The 16,782-nt window shown below is 29.9% G+C and carries 14 protein-coding genes; 13 read left to right on the top strand and 1 reads right to left on the bottom strand.

What is annotated here, in order from left to right; genetic code table 11:
• Positions 1-126: 126 nt before the first annotated feature.
• Complete coding sequence (locus tag GGR97_RS14700; RefSeq protein WP_167899296.1) at positions 127-384, bottom strand: hypothetical protein; 258 nt, start codon at positions 382-384, stop codon at positions 127-129.
• A 158-nt stretch (positions 385-542) separates the two neighbouring features.
• Between GGR97_RS14700 and GGR97_RS14695 the strand changes: the two genes are divergently transcribed.
• The 13 genes from GGR97_RS14695 to GGR97_RS14635 all read left to right on the top strand — a co-directional run bounded on the left by GGR97_RS14695 (position 543) and on the right by GGR97_RS14635 (position 16,466).
• Positions 543-1,736: a pyridoxal phosphate-dependent aminotransferase gene (locus GGR97_RS14695; protein WP_167899295.1), complete on the top strand. Its 1,194-nt coding sequence runs from the start codon at positions 543-545 to the stop codon at positions 1,734-1,736.
• Positions 1,737-1,755: 19 nt separating this feature from the next.
• The gene (gene proC / locus GGR97_RS14690; RefSeq protein ID WP_167899294.1) at positions 1,756-2,553 is read left to right on the top strand and encodes a pyrroline-5-carboxylate reductase; all 798 of its coding nucleotides are present in this window, start codon (positions 1,756-1,758) and stop codon (positions 2,551-2,553) included.
• A gap of 207 nt (positions 2,554-2,760) precedes the next feature.
• Entirely contained in the window at positions 2,761-3,879 is a 1,119-nt protein-coding gene (locus tag GGR97_RS14685; RefSeq protein WP_167899293.1) for an efflux RND transporter periplasmic adaptor subunit, read from the top strand.
• Positions 3,879-7,076: an efflux RND transporter permease subunit gene (locus GGR97_RS14680; RefSeq protein ID WP_167899292.1), complete on the top strand. Its 3,198-nt coding sequence runs from the start codon at positions 3,879-3,881 to the stop codon at positions 7,074-7,076. Before GGR97_RS14685 ends, GGR97_RS14680 begins: the two co-directional genes overlap by 1 nt.
• A complete protein-coding gene (locus GGR97_RS14675) occupies positions 7,057-8,379 on the top strand; it encodes a TolC family protein (protein WP_167899291.1) in 1,323 nt (440 codons plus the stop codon). Before GGR97_RS14680 ends, GGR97_RS14675 begins: the two co-directional genes overlap by 20 nt.
• 48 nt (positions 8,380-8,427) lie before the next feature.
• Complete coding sequence (locus tag GGR97_RS14670) at positions 8,428-9,576, top strand: tyrosine-type recombinase/integrase (protein ID WP_167899290.1); 1,149 nt, start codon at positions 8,428-8,430, stop codon at positions 9,574-9,576.
• A 102-nt stretch (positions 9,577-9,678) separates the two neighbouring features.
• Positions 9,679-10,131 carry a hypothetical protein gene (locus GGR97_RS14665; protein WP_167899289.1) on the top strand — a complete coding sequence of 151 codons (453 nt, stop codon included), beginning with the start codon at positions 9,679-9,681 and terminating at the stop codon, positions 10,129-10,131.
• Positions 10,132-10,349: 218 nt separating this feature from the next.
• Positions 10,350-10,865 (top strand): hypothetical protein, encoded by a 516-nt coding sequence (locus GGR97_RS14660; RefSeq protein ID WP_167899288.1) that lies wholly within the window; start codon positions 10,350-10,352, stop codon positions 10,863-10,865.
• A gap of 284 nt (positions 10,866-11,149) precedes the next feature.
• Positions 11,150-11,599: a hypothetical protein gene (locus GGR97_RS14655; RefSeq protein ID WP_167899287.1), complete on the top strand. Its 450-nt coding sequence runs from the start codon at positions 11,150-11,152 to the stop codon at positions 11,597-11,599.
• Positions 11,600-12,542: 943 nt separating this feature from the next.
• Complete coding sequence (locus GGR97_RS14650; protein WP_167899286.1) at positions 12,543-12,764, top strand: hypothetical protein; 222 nt, start codon at positions 12,543-12,545, stop codon at positions 12,762-12,764.
• Between the two features lie 11 nt (positions 12,765-12,775).
• A complete protein-coding gene (locus tag GGR97_RS14645; protein ID WP_167899285.1) occupies positions 12,776-13,702 on the top strand; it encodes a receptor L domain-containing protein in 927 nt (308 codons plus the stop codon).
• A 192-nt stretch (positions 13,703-13,894) separates the two neighbouring features.
• Positions 13,895-15,088: a TlpA family protein disulfide reductase gene (locus GGR97_RS14640; protein WP_167899284.1), complete on the top strand. Its 1,194-nt coding sequence runs from the start codon at positions 13,895-13,897 to the stop codon at positions 15,086-15,088.
• 280 nt (positions 15,089-15,368) lie between these two features.
• Positions 15,369-16,466 carry an Lnb N-terminal periplasmic domain-containing protein gene (locus tag GGR97_RS14635; protein WP_167899283.1) on the top strand — a complete coding sequence of 366 codons (1,098 nt, stop codon included), beginning with the start codon at positions 15,369-15,371 and terminating at the stop codon, positions 16,464-16,466.
• Positions 16,467-16,782 lie beyond the last annotated feature (316 nt).

Below are 16,782 nucleotides of genomic sequence, written 5' to 3'. Positions count from 1 at the left end.
TCAGGGAGACTAAAAGGAATGAGCCCGATAAAATATCGAGCTCATTATTCTAATTAGTTTATTATTAACCGTCCAACTTTTGGGGTGCTGTCCAAATTAATAAGTGGCTTTTTTTATGGAGAAAGTTTAAACACAATCACACTTAAAAAAATCATCTGAATAGTAAGGAGAAAGTTCGGAATCTACACTGTGAATTCTTTCTATGGGAATTTCTAATCCACTTTTAAGCACCACTATTTCTTCTTTTTCTACTTTTTTTATTCTAACAATTAAATCTTTAATGGTTTTTCTATTTCCTAGATGATCAAAAAACTTAATTTCATTTTCGGATTTACCACCTGCTTCTACCAAAAGTATAGCAGAGTATTTTGATGAATGTTGCATGTTCTTGATTTTTAATTTCTTAAATAGTCGACACAAATTAGCAAAACCTACATTTGCTTACTTGATTCTTATCAACTACAATAACCTACGTTCTATGCAATAAGGAATTAAGAAATTTGTACTTTTGCTCTCCTTAATACATAAATAAATAACATAAAATGCTTAGAGTTTCTAATAAAGGTCGTGCTATTCCTGAGTCTCCAATTCGTAAATTGGTTCCTTATGCAGAGGCCGCCAAGAAACGAGGTACAGAAATTTTTTATTTAAACATTGGTCAACCCGATATTAAAACCCCTAAAATTGCTTTAGATGCCGTTCGTAATATAGATATGGAAGTGTTAGAATATTCTACCTCTAATGGATCTGAACAATACAGAGACAAATTGGTTGGCTATTATAAAAAACACAACATTAAGTTAACCAATGAACAAATTTTGGTGACTACTGGAGGATCAGAAGCTTTGTATTTTACCATTGCTAGTATTACAGACCCACAGGATGAAATTATTATTCCTGAACCTTTTTATGCCAACTACACTAGTTTTTCTATTGCTGCAGGTGTACATGTAGTACCTATTAATACAAGTATTGATGATGGTTTTGCCTTGCCTAAAATTAATGAGTTTGAGGCTTTGATAACACCTAGAACTCGTGCTATTTTAATTTGTAACCCAGGAAACCCTACAGGGACTGTTTATTCAAAAGAAGAAATTAAACAATTAAAAAAACTAGTTGTTAAATATAATTTGTTCTTAATTGCCGATGAAGTATATCGTGAGTTTGTATATACAGATGAAGGACATTACTCTATTATGGAGGAAAAAGGAATGGACATGAATGCCATTATGATAGACTCTACCTCTAAACGTTATAGTATGTGTGGGGCAAGAGTGGGCTGTGTGGTATCTCGTAATCCAGAGTTAATTAGTACCGTTATGAAAATGGCTCAATCTCGTTTGTGTCCTCCTACCATTGCACAAATAGCAGCAGAAGCAGCTATAGAAACCCCGCAAAGTTATTTTGATGAAGTACGTACAGAGTATATTGGACGTAGAAATATTTTAATTGAAGAGTTGTCTAAAATTGAAGGTGTACAAGTAGTAAAGCCTAAAGGAGCGTTTTATTGTTTGGTAGATTTACCTATAGACAATGCCGATAAATTTGCTCGTTGGATGTTAGAAGAATTTAGCGACCATAATCAAACGGTAATGGTAGCACCTGGTAGTGGATTTTATTCTACTCCAAACATTGCACTTAGCCAAGTAAGAATTGCTTATGTGCTAAACAAAGAAAAATTAATTCGTGCTGTTGAAATTCTAAAAAGAGGAATTGAAAAATACAACGCACAGTAAATAGTTAAAACAAGTTATTATGAAAAAAATAGTTGTTATTGGTGGTGGAAACATGGGTTTCACTTACGCAGAAGGAATTTTTAATGCAAATATTGCAGACATTCAAATTATAGATAAATCAGAAGATCGTATTGCTGAAATCAACAACATGAACAAAATGAAAGCCACAAGCTCTTATGATGTTCTTGCCAATGCTGATATTATATTTTTAGCGGTAAAACCACAGATTGCCCCTTTAGTTTTTGCTGATATTAAATCTATTGTAAACACAAATCAGTTATTTGTTTCTGTAATGGCAGGAATGACGATTGAAACGATTCAACAAGGTTTAGGTATTGACAAAGTAATTAGATGTATGCCTAATTTACCTGCTTCTATTCAGTTAGGAATGACAACTTATGTTGGCTCTAAAGAAGTAGCTAAAGAAAATTTAGATTTAGTGGGAACTATTTTAAAAGCAACAGGAAAAGCTTTTGAAGTAGCCACTGAAGATATGATTGACAATACTACAGGTATTTCTGGAAGTGGATCTGCTTACATTTTTTACTTTATGAATGCTTTGGCAGAAGCAGCAGAAGATTTTGGATTTTCTAGAGAAGAAGCTAAAACTTTAACGGCTCAAACTTTTGAAGGAGCTGTGGAATTGTACAAACAAAACGATATTTCTTTAGTAGAATGGATGAACCGTGTTGCTTCTAAAGGAGGTACTACTCGTGCGGCCTTAAATAATTTTGATGACAACAACGTTCACAACCTTATTAAAGAAGGAACTGTTGCTTGTGTTAACAGAGCTAAAGAATTAGCTGCAGACAAATAAGTTTAACTTATATACAAAACTTAAAACCTCCTTTTGAAATTTCAAAAGGAGGTTTTTTTATAATTATTTTAATTTCTATCAAAAAACATTCTCATCGGTATGGTTTTTGGTAGGTTTCTATTTCCATAAAATAACATCAACTAAATTAAAGACTATTACTTTATGGTTAATTACTAACTTAGTTATCTATTCTATTTATACAAAAAAATGCGAAAAATTATTCTATCCGTCTTAGGAGTACTATTAGTTGTAGGCTCGGTTTTAGTTGCTAAAATACTAATAGACAACAAAAAGAAACCTAAACCTGTTGTAAAAAAAGTAATCAAATCTGTATTAATAGACACTGTGCAAAACGGTACAGTTCCTATTGTAATTCCTGCTAATGGTCGTTTAGCCGCTAAACAAAGAATTGAAATTTATTCTGAGGTGCAAGGAGTTTTTAAAGGAGGAACACATCTTTTTAAAGCAGGACAAACCTATAGAAAAGGAGAAACATTAATTTCAGTAGATATTACTGAGCATTATGCCAATGTACAATCTGCTAAAAGCAATTTGTACAACACTATTGCTGCTATTATGCCAGACTTACGATTAGACTTTACAGAAGTCTATCCTAAGTGGCAAGCTTATTTAAATGGTTTTGACATGGAAAAATCTACTCCTACTCTACCTAAAATGACTAGCGATAAAGAAAATTATTTTATTACAGGTCGTGGAATTGTAAGCAGCTACTACAATGTAAAAAACCTAGAACAACGCTTAGACAAATATACTATTAAAGCCCCTTTTACAGGTATTTTAACAGAAGCCTTAGCAACCGAAGGATCTTTAATTAGAAATAATCAAAAATTAGGAGAATTCATCAACCCTAGTGTTTACGAAATGGAAATTCCTGTAAGTAAATCTTTTGCCAATGTTTTAAAAGTTGGTGAGCAAGTAGATTTAAGCAATTTAGATCAAACAGAAAATTATCAAGGTGTTATTACAAGAATTAATGGAAGTATAGATGCCACTACACAAACAATTTCTGTGTTTGTAGAAGTAAAACATCCTAACTTAAAAGAAGGAATTTATTTAGAAGCCTTTATAAATGCTCAAAAAATTGACAATGCTATTGAAATTAACAGAAACTTATTAATAGACAATCAAGAAATTTTTTACATTCAGAACAATGCTTTGGCTAAAATGACTGTAGATCCTGTTTATTTTTCTGATACCAAAGTAATTTTAAAAAATATCCCTGATGGAACTGTTATTTTAAGAAGTCCCGTTTCTGGAGCTTATAGCGGAATGTTGGTAAAACCTTTTAATACCGATGTGGAATAATGAGAAAAATTATTAGCTATTTTATAAAATACCATGTTGCGGTAAACATTTTTATCATCTCCTTTTTTGTATTTGGTATTTTTGGAATTAACTCTTTAAAATCTTCCTTTTTTCCACTTGTAGAGTCCAAAATTATTAGCGTTGCTATTAATTACCCTGGAGCCTCTCCACAAGAAATAGAAGAAGGAATTGTATTGCAAATAGAAGACAATTTAAAAGGATTAAAAGGAGTAGATAGAGTAACCTCTATTTCTAAAGAAAACAGTGGTTCTATAACAGTAGAAATAGAAAAAGGAGAAAAATTAGACTTTATGCTACTGGAAGTTAAAAACGCAGTAGATAGAGTTCCTACTTTTCCTACAGGAATGGAACCTTTAGTAGTTTCTAAACAAGAAGTGGTTAGAGAAACTATTTCTTTTGCCTTAAGTGGAGAGAATATTCCTTTAGCAACCTTAAAACATTTAGGTAGAAAAATAGAAAACGATTTACGTGCTATTGATGGAATTTCGCAAATAGAAATTAGCGGATACCCAGATGAAGAAATAGAAATTGCCGTAAACGAAACTGATTTATTAGCCTACAACATTACCTTTGCAGAAGTGGCTTCTGCTGTTAGCAATGCCAATATTTTAACTACAGGAGGATCTATTAAAACAGATTTAGAAGAGTATTTAATTAGAGCCAACAACAAATTTTATTATGGTGATGAACTAACTAATATTATTGTAAAAGCATTGCCAGACGGAAAAGTGATTCGTTTAAAAGATGTGGCTATTGTTAGAGATCGATTTTCTGAAACTCCTAGAGCTAGTTATTTTGACCAACAATTATCTGTAAACATATCGGTAACCAGTACGAATAACGAAGATTTAATTACTTCTGCAGAAAAAGTAAAAAAATACATTGAGGAATACAATCAGAAAAACGAAAATGCACAGATACATATTATTAAAGATTTATCTACCACTTTAAATCAACGTACAGATTTATTGACCGAAAATGCCATTGTAGGAATGATTTTGGTGTTGGTATTTTTATCGTTATTCTTAAACACTCGTTTGGCTTTTTGGGTAGCCTTTGGATTGCCTGTAGCATTTTTAGGAATGTTTATTTTTGCAGCTCAGTTTGATGTAACCATTAACGTATTATCCCTTTTTGGAATGATTATCGTAATTGGTATTTTGGTAGATGATGGTATTGTTATTGCCGAAAATATTTATCAACATTACGAAAAAGGAAAAACTCCAATACAAGCCGCTATTGATGGAACTATGGAAGTAATTCCTCCAGTAGTATCTGCCATTATAACAACTTTATTAGCTTTTTCTCTATTCTTATTTTTAGATAGTAGAATTGGAGAGTTTTTTGGAGAAGTATCTGTAATTGTTATTTTAACACTTTCTGTTTCTTTAATAGAAGCCTTAATTATTTTGCCTGCTCACTTAGCACACTCTAAAGCATTAAGACCTTATGTAGAAGAAGAAAATCCATCAAAAGTAAAACAGTTTTTTACAAAAATGAGAGGGATTAACAGATTGGGAGATAAATTAATGTCTTACCTAAGAGATAACATCTACAGCCCTACGTTAGAGTTAGCCTTAAAAAACAAAATTTTAGCAGCCGGAATTTTTATTGCTTTGTTAATTTCTACCATTGGAGCCATTGGCGGAGGAGTTATTGGAGTTACTATATTTCCATCTGTAGCCAGTGATACTGCTAAAATTGAGTTGGAAATGCCTGCGGGTACTAACGAGAAGATTACAGATTCTATTATTTCTATGATAGAAGAAAAATCTTTTATTGTAAACCAAGAACTTAGCGAAAAGTATTTAAAAGGAACAGGTAAAGAGTTGTTTGTAAACACCATTTTAACCATTAATAGTAGTTCTAGTGCAAAATTAAGTATCAACTTATTACCAGGAGAAGAAAGACCTGATGAAATTAAGGCTTTTATGATTACCAACAGACTTAGTGAGCTTGTTGGACCTGTAGTAGGAACCGAAAAATTAATTTACGGATCGGGAGGTAATTTTGGAGGAAGCCCTGTTTCTGTATCGCTTTTAAGTAATAATATAGAGGAGTTAAAAGCCTCTAAAAAAGAACTTAAAGAATACTTACAAACCAATCCGCTTTTAAAAGATATAGAAGACAATGATCCTGTAGGGATTAAAGAAATCCGTATTAAATTAAAAGAAAACGCTTACTTACTTGGTTTGGATTTAAAAACAGTCATGAGTCAAGTTAGATCTGGATTTTTTGGAGTGCAAGCACAACGTTTTCAACGTGGACAGGACGAAATTAAAGTTTGGGTACGTTACAATAGAGACAATAGAAACTCTATTAACGATTTAGACAAAATGAGAATTGTAACCCCTAGTGGAGAGCGTATTACTTTTAAAGATATTGCTAATTATAGTATTATTCGTGGAGAAGTTGCCATTAATCACCTAGAAGGACAAAGAGAAATTCAGGTATCAGCAGATTTAAAAGATCCTAACACAAGTAGCACCGATATTTTAGACGATATAAGAACTAGCTTTATACCTAGTTTACAAGCCAAATATCCAAGTATATCTGCTTCTTTTGAAGGTCAGAACCGAGAAGCTAGTAAACTTTCTAGCTCTTTAAAAAGTGCTGGATCTATTATTTTAATGTTGATTTATCTTACCATTGCTTTTACCTTTAGAAGTTACAGTCAACCTTTACTATTGCTATTATTAATTCCGTTTAGTTTAACCGCTGTAGCTTGGGGACACTGGATTTTAGGATTCCAAGTAAACGTATTATCCTTATTAGGAATTATAGCGTTAATAGGAATTATGGTGAATGATGGATTGGTATTAATTGGAAAATTTAACACCAATTTAAAAGAAGGGATGAAATTTGATGATGCCTTATTAAACGCTGGAAAATCTAGATTTAGAGCCATCTTTTTAACCTCTTTAACTACCATTGCAGGGTTGGCACCTTTATTATTAGAAAAAAGTAGACAGGCTCAGTTTTTAAAACCCATGGCCATTTCTATCTCTTTTGGAATTGCATACGCTACTATTTTAACCTTATTAGCTCTGCCTCTACTGTTATCTTTTAGCAACAGTATTAAAAAGAATGTAAAATGGTTACGTACAGGAGACGATGTAACTAAAGAAGAAGTTGAACGTGCAATAATAGAACAACATGAAGAAGAAGAGCATTAATAAATATTTGTGGATTGCTTTTGTCTTTAGCTTAACAGCTACACAAGCACAAGAAATTTTAACACAAAACAAAGCCGTTAGTTTGGCTTTGGAACACAATTATGGAATTCAAGTAGAGCAAAATAACGTAGCTATTTCAGAAAACAATACTACTATTTTAAACACTGGTTATTTACCCACTTTAACAGCAAATGCTGGAGCAAATTATAACTTAAATGATACAGAAGCTGTATTTACAAGTGGAACGGTTACTACCTTAACAGGAGCCAAAAGTTCTAGTTACAATGCTTCACTAAATTTAAATTATATTCTTTTTGATGGTTTGGGTAGAGAATATAATTATAAAAAGATACAAGAAGAATATCAGCTATCTGAATTACAGGCCAGAGAAACTATTGAAAACACAGTTATTCAATTATTTTCTGTGTATTACAATGTGGCTCAAATTAAAGAAAACAAAAAATCTTTTGAGCAAAGTTTAGCTATTTCTAAAGATCGATTAAAAAGAGCAGAATATCAGTTTGATTATGGTCAAAACACCAAATTAGGAGTTTTAAATGCTTCGGTTGATATTAATAATGATAGCATTCAAATTCTAAATACACAAATGGAGTTAAAGAATGCCAAACGAAATTTAAATCTTGTCTTGGGAAATGTACTATCAGAAAGTTTTGATATTAACACTGATGTTCATTTTATTTTAGAATTAGACAAGCCAGCTTTGTTAGCAAAAGCTAAAGAAAAAAATGTGGCTTTATTAAAAGCAGAAAAAAACATTGCTTTAAAAGAATTAGACGTTAAGCTAGTAACTTCTGAATTTTTACCTACTATAGGCCTTACGGGGAGTTATGGATGGAACAAAAACAATAACAATGCAGCCTCTCCTGTACTTACATCAACCAACATAGGGTTGTCTGGTGGGTTAAATTTAACTTGGAATTTATTTGAAGGAAAGTCTTTTGTAGCAGCTAAAAACAAAAAATTAGCTTTACAAAATGAAAAATTATTGCAAAAAAATATTTTAAATGAAATAGAACGAGATTTTAACAATGCTTGGGACAATTATCAGAACAAATATACTGTATATCAAATTCAGGAAGAAACCATTAAAACAGCACAAAATAATTTTGATAGAACTAACGAAAAATTTAAGTTAGGTCAGGTAAATTCTATTGAATTTAGACAAGCTCAGTTAAATTTGTTAAATGCAGAATTAACTAGAAACCAAGCTAAGTTTCAAGCTAAGTATGCTGAGTTAGAGGTCTTATACATTAGTGGAGATTTATTAAATCAGAATTTTTAGGTCGATTATTTTATAAAATAGTAATTCATATTTCTTATCTTAGAGTTAATGAATGCTATAGAAAAAACAATAATTGTAGATGTAATTCAACACAAAGGACAAAGTGTTATTGCTTTGTCCTTTGTGTATGATTTTGTGCTAAAAGAAATATGTAAATCTTCTGGTGCTTTATGGAGTCAAAGTAAAAACATATGGTATTATCCTGTTGATAAAATCACCATTAAAGAACTTACAAAACTGTTTAAGGACAAAGCAGTTTTAGATTTAAAAAAGGTTACTAAAGCGGCTCTAATAAAATCTGAAAACCTGCCACTTAAAGCAATGTTAAATGAGGAGCAAAAAAATCATTTAAATGATTTTTACACTTATTTAAAAGGAAAACGTTTTAGTGATAGTACTCTAAAAACCTATAGTTTTTTAGTTGCCGAATATCTAATCAATAAAGATAAAAACACCCCTATTGACGTAAGATCTATAGAAAAGCATGCCGAAGATGTTTTAGTTCCTAAAAAGAACTCCGTAAGCACACATAGACAATATATTAGTGCTATGAAACACTATTTAACGTTTATAAATTCTGATGTACAAATAGATTTTAATGCATTAGCTCCCAGAAAAGATAAAAAACTACCCAACGTATTATCTAACAACGAAGTTCTTGAATTGATAAGAGTTACCAGAAATTTAAAACATAGAATTTGTATTGCGTTAATTTACTCATCGGGTTTAAGAGTTGGAGAGTTGATTAATTTAAGAATTCGTGATTTAGATGTTGACAGGCAAATGTTAAAAGTACAAAGCGGAAAAGGACGTAAAGATAGATATGTACCTATAGCCAACGTAATTTTACCTTTGCTACACAATTATTTAAACACCTACACTCCTAAAACATATTTAATAGAAGGTTTGGAAGAAGGAAAACAGTACTCTGCTATATCTATCAGGAAATTTTTAAAGAATAGCTGTGAACAAGCAAACATAACCAAACGAGTTACTCCGCATACGTTAAGACATAGTTATGCAACACATTTACTAGAAAACGGGACCGATATTCGTTACATTCAATCCTTACTTGGTCATTCTAGGCCAGAAACGACCATGATCTACACACAAGTAAGAAGTCAGGATTTACAAAAAATAACCAACCCCTTGGATTTAATTGTAAAACAGCTAGAGAATCATAAAAAAATTAATTAGTTTTAAACCGAAAAAGAAACCTAAACAGTATCGATATCCCGTAAGATATACGCAAAAAAGATACTTTTAGTTTTGATATAACACGTTGCCAAACATTAAAAAATGAAAAAAATATACCTATTAGCTTTAGCTTTTTTTTGTCTAAACTGTTCTAATGACGATAAAATTGATAATGTTCCAAAAGCATTAAAACAATTTTTGAATAAGGAATTAAAAGAAGTGAAGATTGAATATTATTTTAATGGAAAATTATCTTCTATTGAAACTGAGACTGAAATTAAATGCGCTAAAGATGAATTTATTAAATTCAATTCTGACATGAGTGTAGATGTTAGATACTTTGAATTAGTAGATGGAGAATGTTTAAGAAGCACCCAAAATGATAATTTAATTAATACTTATAAAATCGAAGAAGATCAAATTATATTTAACTCTAGAAATAATAACGGTATGAGTGTGTCTAATTCTGAGAGGTTTGAAGTCCGAAAAGATACTCTTGTGTTAGAAACTATAGATTTACCTTCTATTGATTTAAGTTTTTATGTATTGAAATAAAAAACATTTGGCAACACCGGCTATAATTACATTGGTGGCTAGTTCTTTCTAGAAGTTTTAGCTTATTAACTTAGTCTGAAAATCATTTATATTATTTTTAAATTCAAATAATTAAATGGCTTGTGTTTGTGCGTGGCTTAAAGTACACTGTTAATTTAACCCAAACTAATCATAGTCAAAATCGTTGCCAACCATTAAAAAAAATCGTTCTCTGAGAAATGACAAAAGACGAAATTGAAAAAGTAGTTGACGAGTTAATTGTTAGGCTTCCAATAGGAAAAGGATTCCCATTATCATACGAACTTTCTGTATATTTTATATCTATTACATCTAATTTAGACTTAAACAAAGATAAAACACATATTATAGAAGATGTAAGTGATTTTATGATCGAGAATGAATATATAAAACATAGACCTAATGATATTGAAGATTTTCTTGAACAAAAAGGAATTGATGCAAAAAATGAAGGTGGTCACTTTAAATATTTAGAATCACTAAAATCTAAAAGAGAATACTGGCTAACTAAGTACCAAATGATATATTTAATTTTATTCATTGGTTTTAGTTCTTTTGGTGTTTACAAATATTTTTCTGACAAGAAATTAAAGTTTGAATATGAGACTTTAAAATCTGATTTTGAGAATCTAACGAGTAAATACGATTCTGTGACAAAACAAAGAAGAATACCGCTAAAGCAAATCCCAGATGACTCATTACAAACCAAAAATTAGACCTATTCAAATAAGGATAAGGAATTAAACAATGAATATATTTTAACATAAAAAATGATTTAAATAATTAATAATATGAAAAAAACGGTTGGCAACACCGGCTAAAATTAATTTGGGTTTCTTGTTTTCTCAAAGTTTCTTGTCTTTTTGCTTGGTCACAAAACCCATTTACATTAATTTTAATAACAAATAATTAAATGGCTTTTGTTTGTGTATTACTGATAGGTCGCTCCCTATTTTCCCAAAACAAATTCTAGCCAAAACCGTTAGCTAAAATTAAAAAGATGTGGAAATTTATAATAATGACTTTGTTTTTAAAATCTTCTATTTTATTTTCACAGACTGAAATAGAGGTTTCGGAGTTTATAGCTTTAAAATCGAACATCATTTCTCTTGAAAAAAAAAGTAAATTAAACGATGTTTTGAAAAAAAGTTATTCTGCAATTAATTCATTTTTGAAGTCTAAAAACGAAAATATTAGAGAATATTATACTGAAAAAATTACACCCCGAATTGAAAATGATATTGTATATATTAATTTATATCATAGAAATGGGTTTAAACGAAAAGTAAAACTTAACAAGGAACTAGAAAAGAAAAATAAACTAACCCATAATAAAAATAAACCAAGAATTATTGGATATAGTATAATGGGAAATGCAAGTGGAAAAGATGGAGTTCTTGAACTTCATATAAAAAATTTTGAATTTAATAGATTTCTATATTGGAAATAATAATGTTCATTAACGAATAAAACTTTAGCTAACACCGGCTAAACTTCATGCGGGTTTTGTTTTAACTTCAAAGTTTTGTGTATATTTACTAAGTCGCCAAATCTTGTTGATTTGGCTTTGTGAAAACCAAAGAAACAAATCCAAACAAAAAGCTTCGGCTTAGTCCGTGTTCGAAAATCTTGTCGATTTTCAATCCCGCACAAAGCCTAGCCAAAACCGTTGCCTACAACCGTGACAAAAAAAAATACTGAATAGAATTCTCTTACCTAATCATTGAATTTATCGTAGCTACATAACTGAAAAACTGAAACGTTGAAATAATCGTAACTACATAACTGAAAAGCTAAAACGTTGAAGTAATCGTAACTACATAACCGAAAGCTGAAACCTTGAAGTAATCGTAACTACGCAACTGAAAAACTGAAACCTTGAAATAGCCGTAACCACATAACTGAAAAGCTGAAACGTTGAAATAATCATAAACACGTAACCGAAAGCTAAAACGTTGAAGTAATCGTAACTACGCAACTGAAAAACTGAAACGTTGAAATAGCCGTAACTACGTAACCGAAAGCTGAAACCTTGAAGTAATCGTAACTACGCAACTGAAAAACTGAAACGTTGAAATAGCCGTAACTACGTAACCGAAAGCTGAAACGTGAATTTATCGTAACTATTCGACTGAAAAGTAGTTATGAAAATGGCAGTAGGCAACAACGGCTAAAGTTAATGTGGGCTTGAGGTTTTATTCGATGTTTTGTGTATATTTACTAGGTCGCTAAATCCTTTTCGATTTAGCTTTTGACAATAAAATAAAAACTAAATAAAAAGGCTTCAGCTTAGTGCGTACTCGATAAATCAATGATTTATCTCTCCCACACTAACCTTAAGCCAAAAACGTTGGCAATAATTACCCACTCAAAACCACGAAAACGAAGCTATGATGGAACATTTAGATTTCACAAATAATGAAAAATTTGAAAATGAGATTACAAAATTAATCACAAAATATCCTGAATATGAAAAAGAATTAGATAGTTGTATTCCTATTATATTAATAAACGGAAAAGCTCCAAAACTCGTTTTGAGTGAAAATATCAAAGATGAGGAACTTAAAAATACTTTACTTGAAATTTACAATTCTCTATTTAATATTAACAACTAAAAAAATCAGAAATGAAAAAAATATTTGAAATGAGTATATTTATACTTCTAATTTTTATTGTCTCTTGTAGTGAAAATGAAGGAGAAATAGAGTTAGAGGTCTTACCTGTTGAGAAAATTAATGTTTCTGTAGCTGGAGGAATTCCTGTTATGAATGGAACTATTGAATTTATAGCTGGAGAAAACACTCCAAAAGATGCAAGTTATAGAATGTATTTTGACACATCTGAAAACCCAAGTACTTTATTTAATTTAGAGACAACGGAAAAGAAATATAATAATCTTAAAATAAATCAAAAATATTATTGGAGAGTTGAAACTATTAGCAATAATGGAAATATTTTAGCTAATTCTCCAATTTGGAGTTTTACAACTGGGAATAATGTAACTATTAGAACACAAGAAGAAGTAGAACTTTTGAGTAATCATAAGTATACCATAATTCCAGGAACATTAACAATTGGAGATTTCATACCACTTTCTGGAACAATTCCAAATCCAACTAATATCAGTAATTTATCATCACTAAATAACATAATTCAAATTGGACAACTTGTAATAAATAATAATAGTCAATTAAAAAATCTTAATGGTTTAGGTAATGTAGAGACAATTGATGGTAGCTTATTTATTGGTCAAGGTTTAGATATGAAAGGTGGAAACTCTTCTTTAGAAAATATTAATGATTTACAAAACATAAAATCTATTGGTGGTCATCTAATAATTTATAACAATAGTAAATTAGAAAATTTGAAAGGTTTAGATAATTTAGAATCTATTGGTCGTGACCTAATAATTGAAAATAATGAAAATTTAACTGATTTATGTTCGTTAAAGTCATTTCTTGAAAACTTTGAAATAAAAGGGAATTATTCTGTTAAAGAAAATAATTTTAATCCTACAAAGGAAAATATAATCGAAGGAAACTGTAAAAAATAAACTATTGCCAACACCGTGTAAAATTAATTGCTGGTTTTTGCCAATTTACGAAAGTCCTCGCGGACTTTCTATTTGTGTTTTATTTACTAACTTTAGTGTTTAAAACACGCAACTAATCTTACACAAACACGTTAGCATAAATAGTTCACTCACTAAAAAGCTGATTTGAAACAAGAAACTACAATTATATAAATGAAAAAAACTTTAATCATTTTATCTAAAATCATATTAGGTGTTTTCTCAATTCTTCTACCTTTTTTCATTATTGTAAACCTATTAACTAATATCATACAGATATATAAATATGACCAATTGAAATGGATTGCATTATTAATTTGCGCAATAGGATTTTACATTTCTGGTTTAATAAATAGAAAAACACCTTTAAAACTTATTCCTTTACTATATATATCACTTCTTATATTTATTCCAATGAGGTGCTTTTATTTTCCTTTAATTTATTTTCTTGTCTTATTTGCAACAATAAGTCTATTAATAACAAGAAAAGAGGTTAAGAGAACAATGAAATTAGCTTCAATCACAGTAATGATCGGACTATTTGTATATTTCCTTTTTTCACAACCTTTAATTATTAGACAAGGAGAATCAATAAAATTAGACCAATATGGAGAATTAATAAACGGAAAGACAATTTGGGATTTTACTGAAAAGAAGAGCAACTTGTTACCTGAATCAGTTTTTTTAGATTTACAATCTAAATCATTTGACTTAAAATCATTAAAAAACAAGATGTTATATATTTCGTTTTGGGCTACTTGGTGTGGACCTTGTCGTGCAGAAAAACCAAGACTTAAAAAACTAAAAGCAAATTTTAAGAATAATTCAGATATAGTATTTATAGATATTTCTGTAGATGCAGACGAGGAGAAATGGAAAGAATATATTGAATCAAATAAACCTTCAGGAATTCAATTAATATCAAAAGATTATGCAAAAACAAGAAATTTATTCAGTTTATCTGGAATTCCTGCACATCTTGTGGTAAACAAAAAAGGTGAATTTGGAAAAGTAGGAGCTATTGAAAGTGCATATTCTCTATTCTCAGATTCCTTACATCTGAATAAATTCATAAACAGAAAATTACCCAAAAAGAATAATTCTTTTAACATTGAAAATTTCAGAAAAGTAGAATATGTAGAAATAGATTCTACTAATTTAGTTTATTATACAACTAATGAGAAAAATAGATTATTAGCAACTGAACTAAATAATATTCTTAACACAATAAGAAAAAAAGATAAATCAAATTTTGTAAATCTATTAATTGAAAAATTTCCAATCCAAAAGAATGATTCAATAATTTATAAAGTAATTTTTAATACAAGTAAAATACGAAATATTGGAATTGAATCGGATGATGAATAAACTGAATGCCATAGTACTTATGCTAACACCGGCTAAACTTCATGCGGGTTTTGTGCCAACTTCAAAGTTTTGTGTATATTTACTAGGTCGCCAAATCTTGTTGATTTGGCTTTGTGAAAACCAAAAGAAACAAAACCAAACAAAAAGCTTCGGCTTAGTACGTGTTCGAAAATCTTGTCGATTTTCAAGCCCGCACAAAGCCTAGCCAAAACCGTTGCCAGTAATGGTAAAAAAATGAGAGGAAATAAAAATCTATAACCAAATTGAATTTGAAACAAACTTGAAAAAATTATTATTATTTACACTTCTGATTAGTCAATTAAGCTTTGCCAATGACTCTATCGAAATAAGTATCTTAACTTGTTCAGCTGGTCAAGAAGTCTATTCTGTTTTCGGACACTCTGCAATTAGAGTGATTGACAAAGAAAAAAACATAGACCAAGTTTATAATTTTGGAATGTTTGATTTCAATACACCAAATTTTGAATATAAATACTTGAAAGGAAAATTAAAATACTATATCGGCATTCAAGAGACACAAAACTTTATTAAAATCTACACTCACGAAAACAGATTAGTTTCAGAGCAAATTTTAAATCTAACATCACAGCAGAAACGGAATCTTTTCAGTAAACTTCAATTTTTATACAGACCAGAAAATAGATATTATCTATACTCTTTTTTAGACAAAAATTGTTCCACAGAAATTCGAGATTTATTAAACCAAGTCGGAATATTTTTCCAAAATAGTGAACTTAAAGAATCTAATAGAGATTTAATTAGTTCATACTTATTTGAAATGCCATGGCTTAAATTGGGAATCAATTTGGTGTTAGGAAAATCATTGGACGGAAATTCTACTCGTAAGCAAAGTATGTTTCTGCCAGACTATCTACAAAAAGAAATTGGTGCTTTTGAGTTAAATGGAGAAAAACTAGTAAAATATAAACAAACACTAAACTTATTAGAAAGTAAGAGTACATATAATATTCAGAAAACATTCTCACCAATATTAGTCTTTTCAATTTTAACTTTGTTATTTCTATTTTGGTTTCCTATTCCTATTAGAATAATAACCAGTTTCAGTGTTGGAATTATTGGCTTATTCATCCTTGGATTATGGCTGTTTTCTGGACACGAAGAAGTCAAATCTAATCTAAATATTATTTGGTGCAATCCTTTGTATCTACTATACATTCCTTTACTAATCAAAAACAAAACTAATAGAATATTGAGTTTGACATTAATGGGCACATTGAGTATTTCTGTACTAATTTGGATTTTCAACGTACAAATTTTTGATGTATCAATATTACCAATGTTAACGCTTTTGGGGATTTTAAACTTTATAGAAATAAAAAAAACAAGAACGGAATAAACATTTAACAAACGGAATCTAAAAACCACTACAGGCAACACCGTATAAAATTAATGTGGGTTTTTATGGTTTTCCCAAAGTTTCTGGCTTATTTACAAGGTCACTTATTCTTATTTAAGTATTTTTAGGTCGACAAGATAAAAACATAAAATAAGTATAAGCTTGTGGATCGGCTGACAATTTTTCGATTGTCTACCTCCCACACTAATCTTATACAAAAACGTTGTGTGTAAGCTTGAAAAAAAATTAAATGACTCATTTTCTATTAAATAACTCTCAAGAATATTTAGAAGAAACTTATGAAGAAGTTAAAACT

Origin of the sequence: Wenyingzhuangia aestuarii, from assembly GCF_011927765.1 — a bacterium.
GTDB lineage: Bacteria > Bacteroidota > Bacteroidia > Flavobacteriales > Flavobacteriaceae > Wenyingzhuangia > Wenyingzhuangia aestuarii.
This window is presented reverse-complemented; position numbering and strand designations above follow the sequence as displayed.

What these genes read in the sequence shown, in the direction of transcription:
- GGR97_RS14700 (WP_167899296.1), bottom strand. Translation starts at nt 384, where the DNA reads ATGCAACATTCATCAAAATACTCTGCTATACTTTTGGTAGAAGCAGGT.
- GGR97_RS14695 (WP_167899295.1), top strand. Translation starts at nt 543, where the DNA reads ATGCTTAGAGTTTCTAATAAAGGTCGTGCTATTCCTGAGTCTCCAATT.
- proC (WP_167899294.1), top strand. Translation starts at nt 1,756, where the DNA reads ATGAAAAAAATAGTTGTTATTGGTGGTGGAAACATGGGTTTCACTTAC.
- GGR97_RS14685 (WP_167899293.1), top strand. Translation starts at nt 2,761, where the DNA reads ATGCGAAAAATTATTCTATCCGTCTTAGGAGTACTATTAGTTGTAGGC.
- GGR97_RS14680 (WP_167899292.1), top strand. Translation starts at nt 3,879, where the DNA reads ATGAGAAAAATTATTAGCTATTTTATAAAATACCATGTTGCGGTAAAC.
- GGR97_RS14675 (WP_167899291.1), top strand. Translation starts at nt 7,057, where the DNA reads ATGAAGAAGAAGAGCATTAATAAATATTTGTGGATTGCTTTTGTCTTT.
- GGR97_RS14670 (WP_167899290.1), top strand. Translation starts at nt 8,428, where the DNA reads ATGAATGCTATAGAAAAAACAATAATTGTAGATGTAATTCAACACAAA.
- GGR97_RS14665 (WP_167899289.1), top strand. Translation starts at nt 9,679, where the DNA reads ATGAAAAAAATATACCTATTAGCTTTAGCTTTTTTTTGTCTAAACTGT.
- GGR97_RS14660 (WP_167899288.1), top strand. Translation starts at nt 10,350, where the DNA reads ATGACAAAAGACGAAATTGAAAAAGTAGTTGACGAGTTAATTGTTAGG.
- GGR97_RS14655 (WP_167899287.1), top strand. Translation starts at nt 11,150, where the DNA reads ATGTGGAAATTTATAATAATGACTTTGTTTTTAAAATCTTCTATTTTA.
- GGR97_RS14650 (WP_167899286.1), top strand. Translation starts at nt 12,543, where the DNA reads ATGGAACATTTAGATTTCACAAATAATGAAAAATTTGAAAATGAGATT.
- GGR97_RS14645 (WP_167899285.1), top strand. Translation starts at nt 12,776, where the DNA reads ATGAAAAAAATATTTGAAATGAGTATATTTATACTTCTAATTTTTATT.
- GGR97_RS14640 (WP_167899284.1), top strand. Translation starts at nt 13,895, where the DNA reads ATGAAAAAAACTTTAATCATTTTATCTAAAATCATATTAGGTGTTTTC.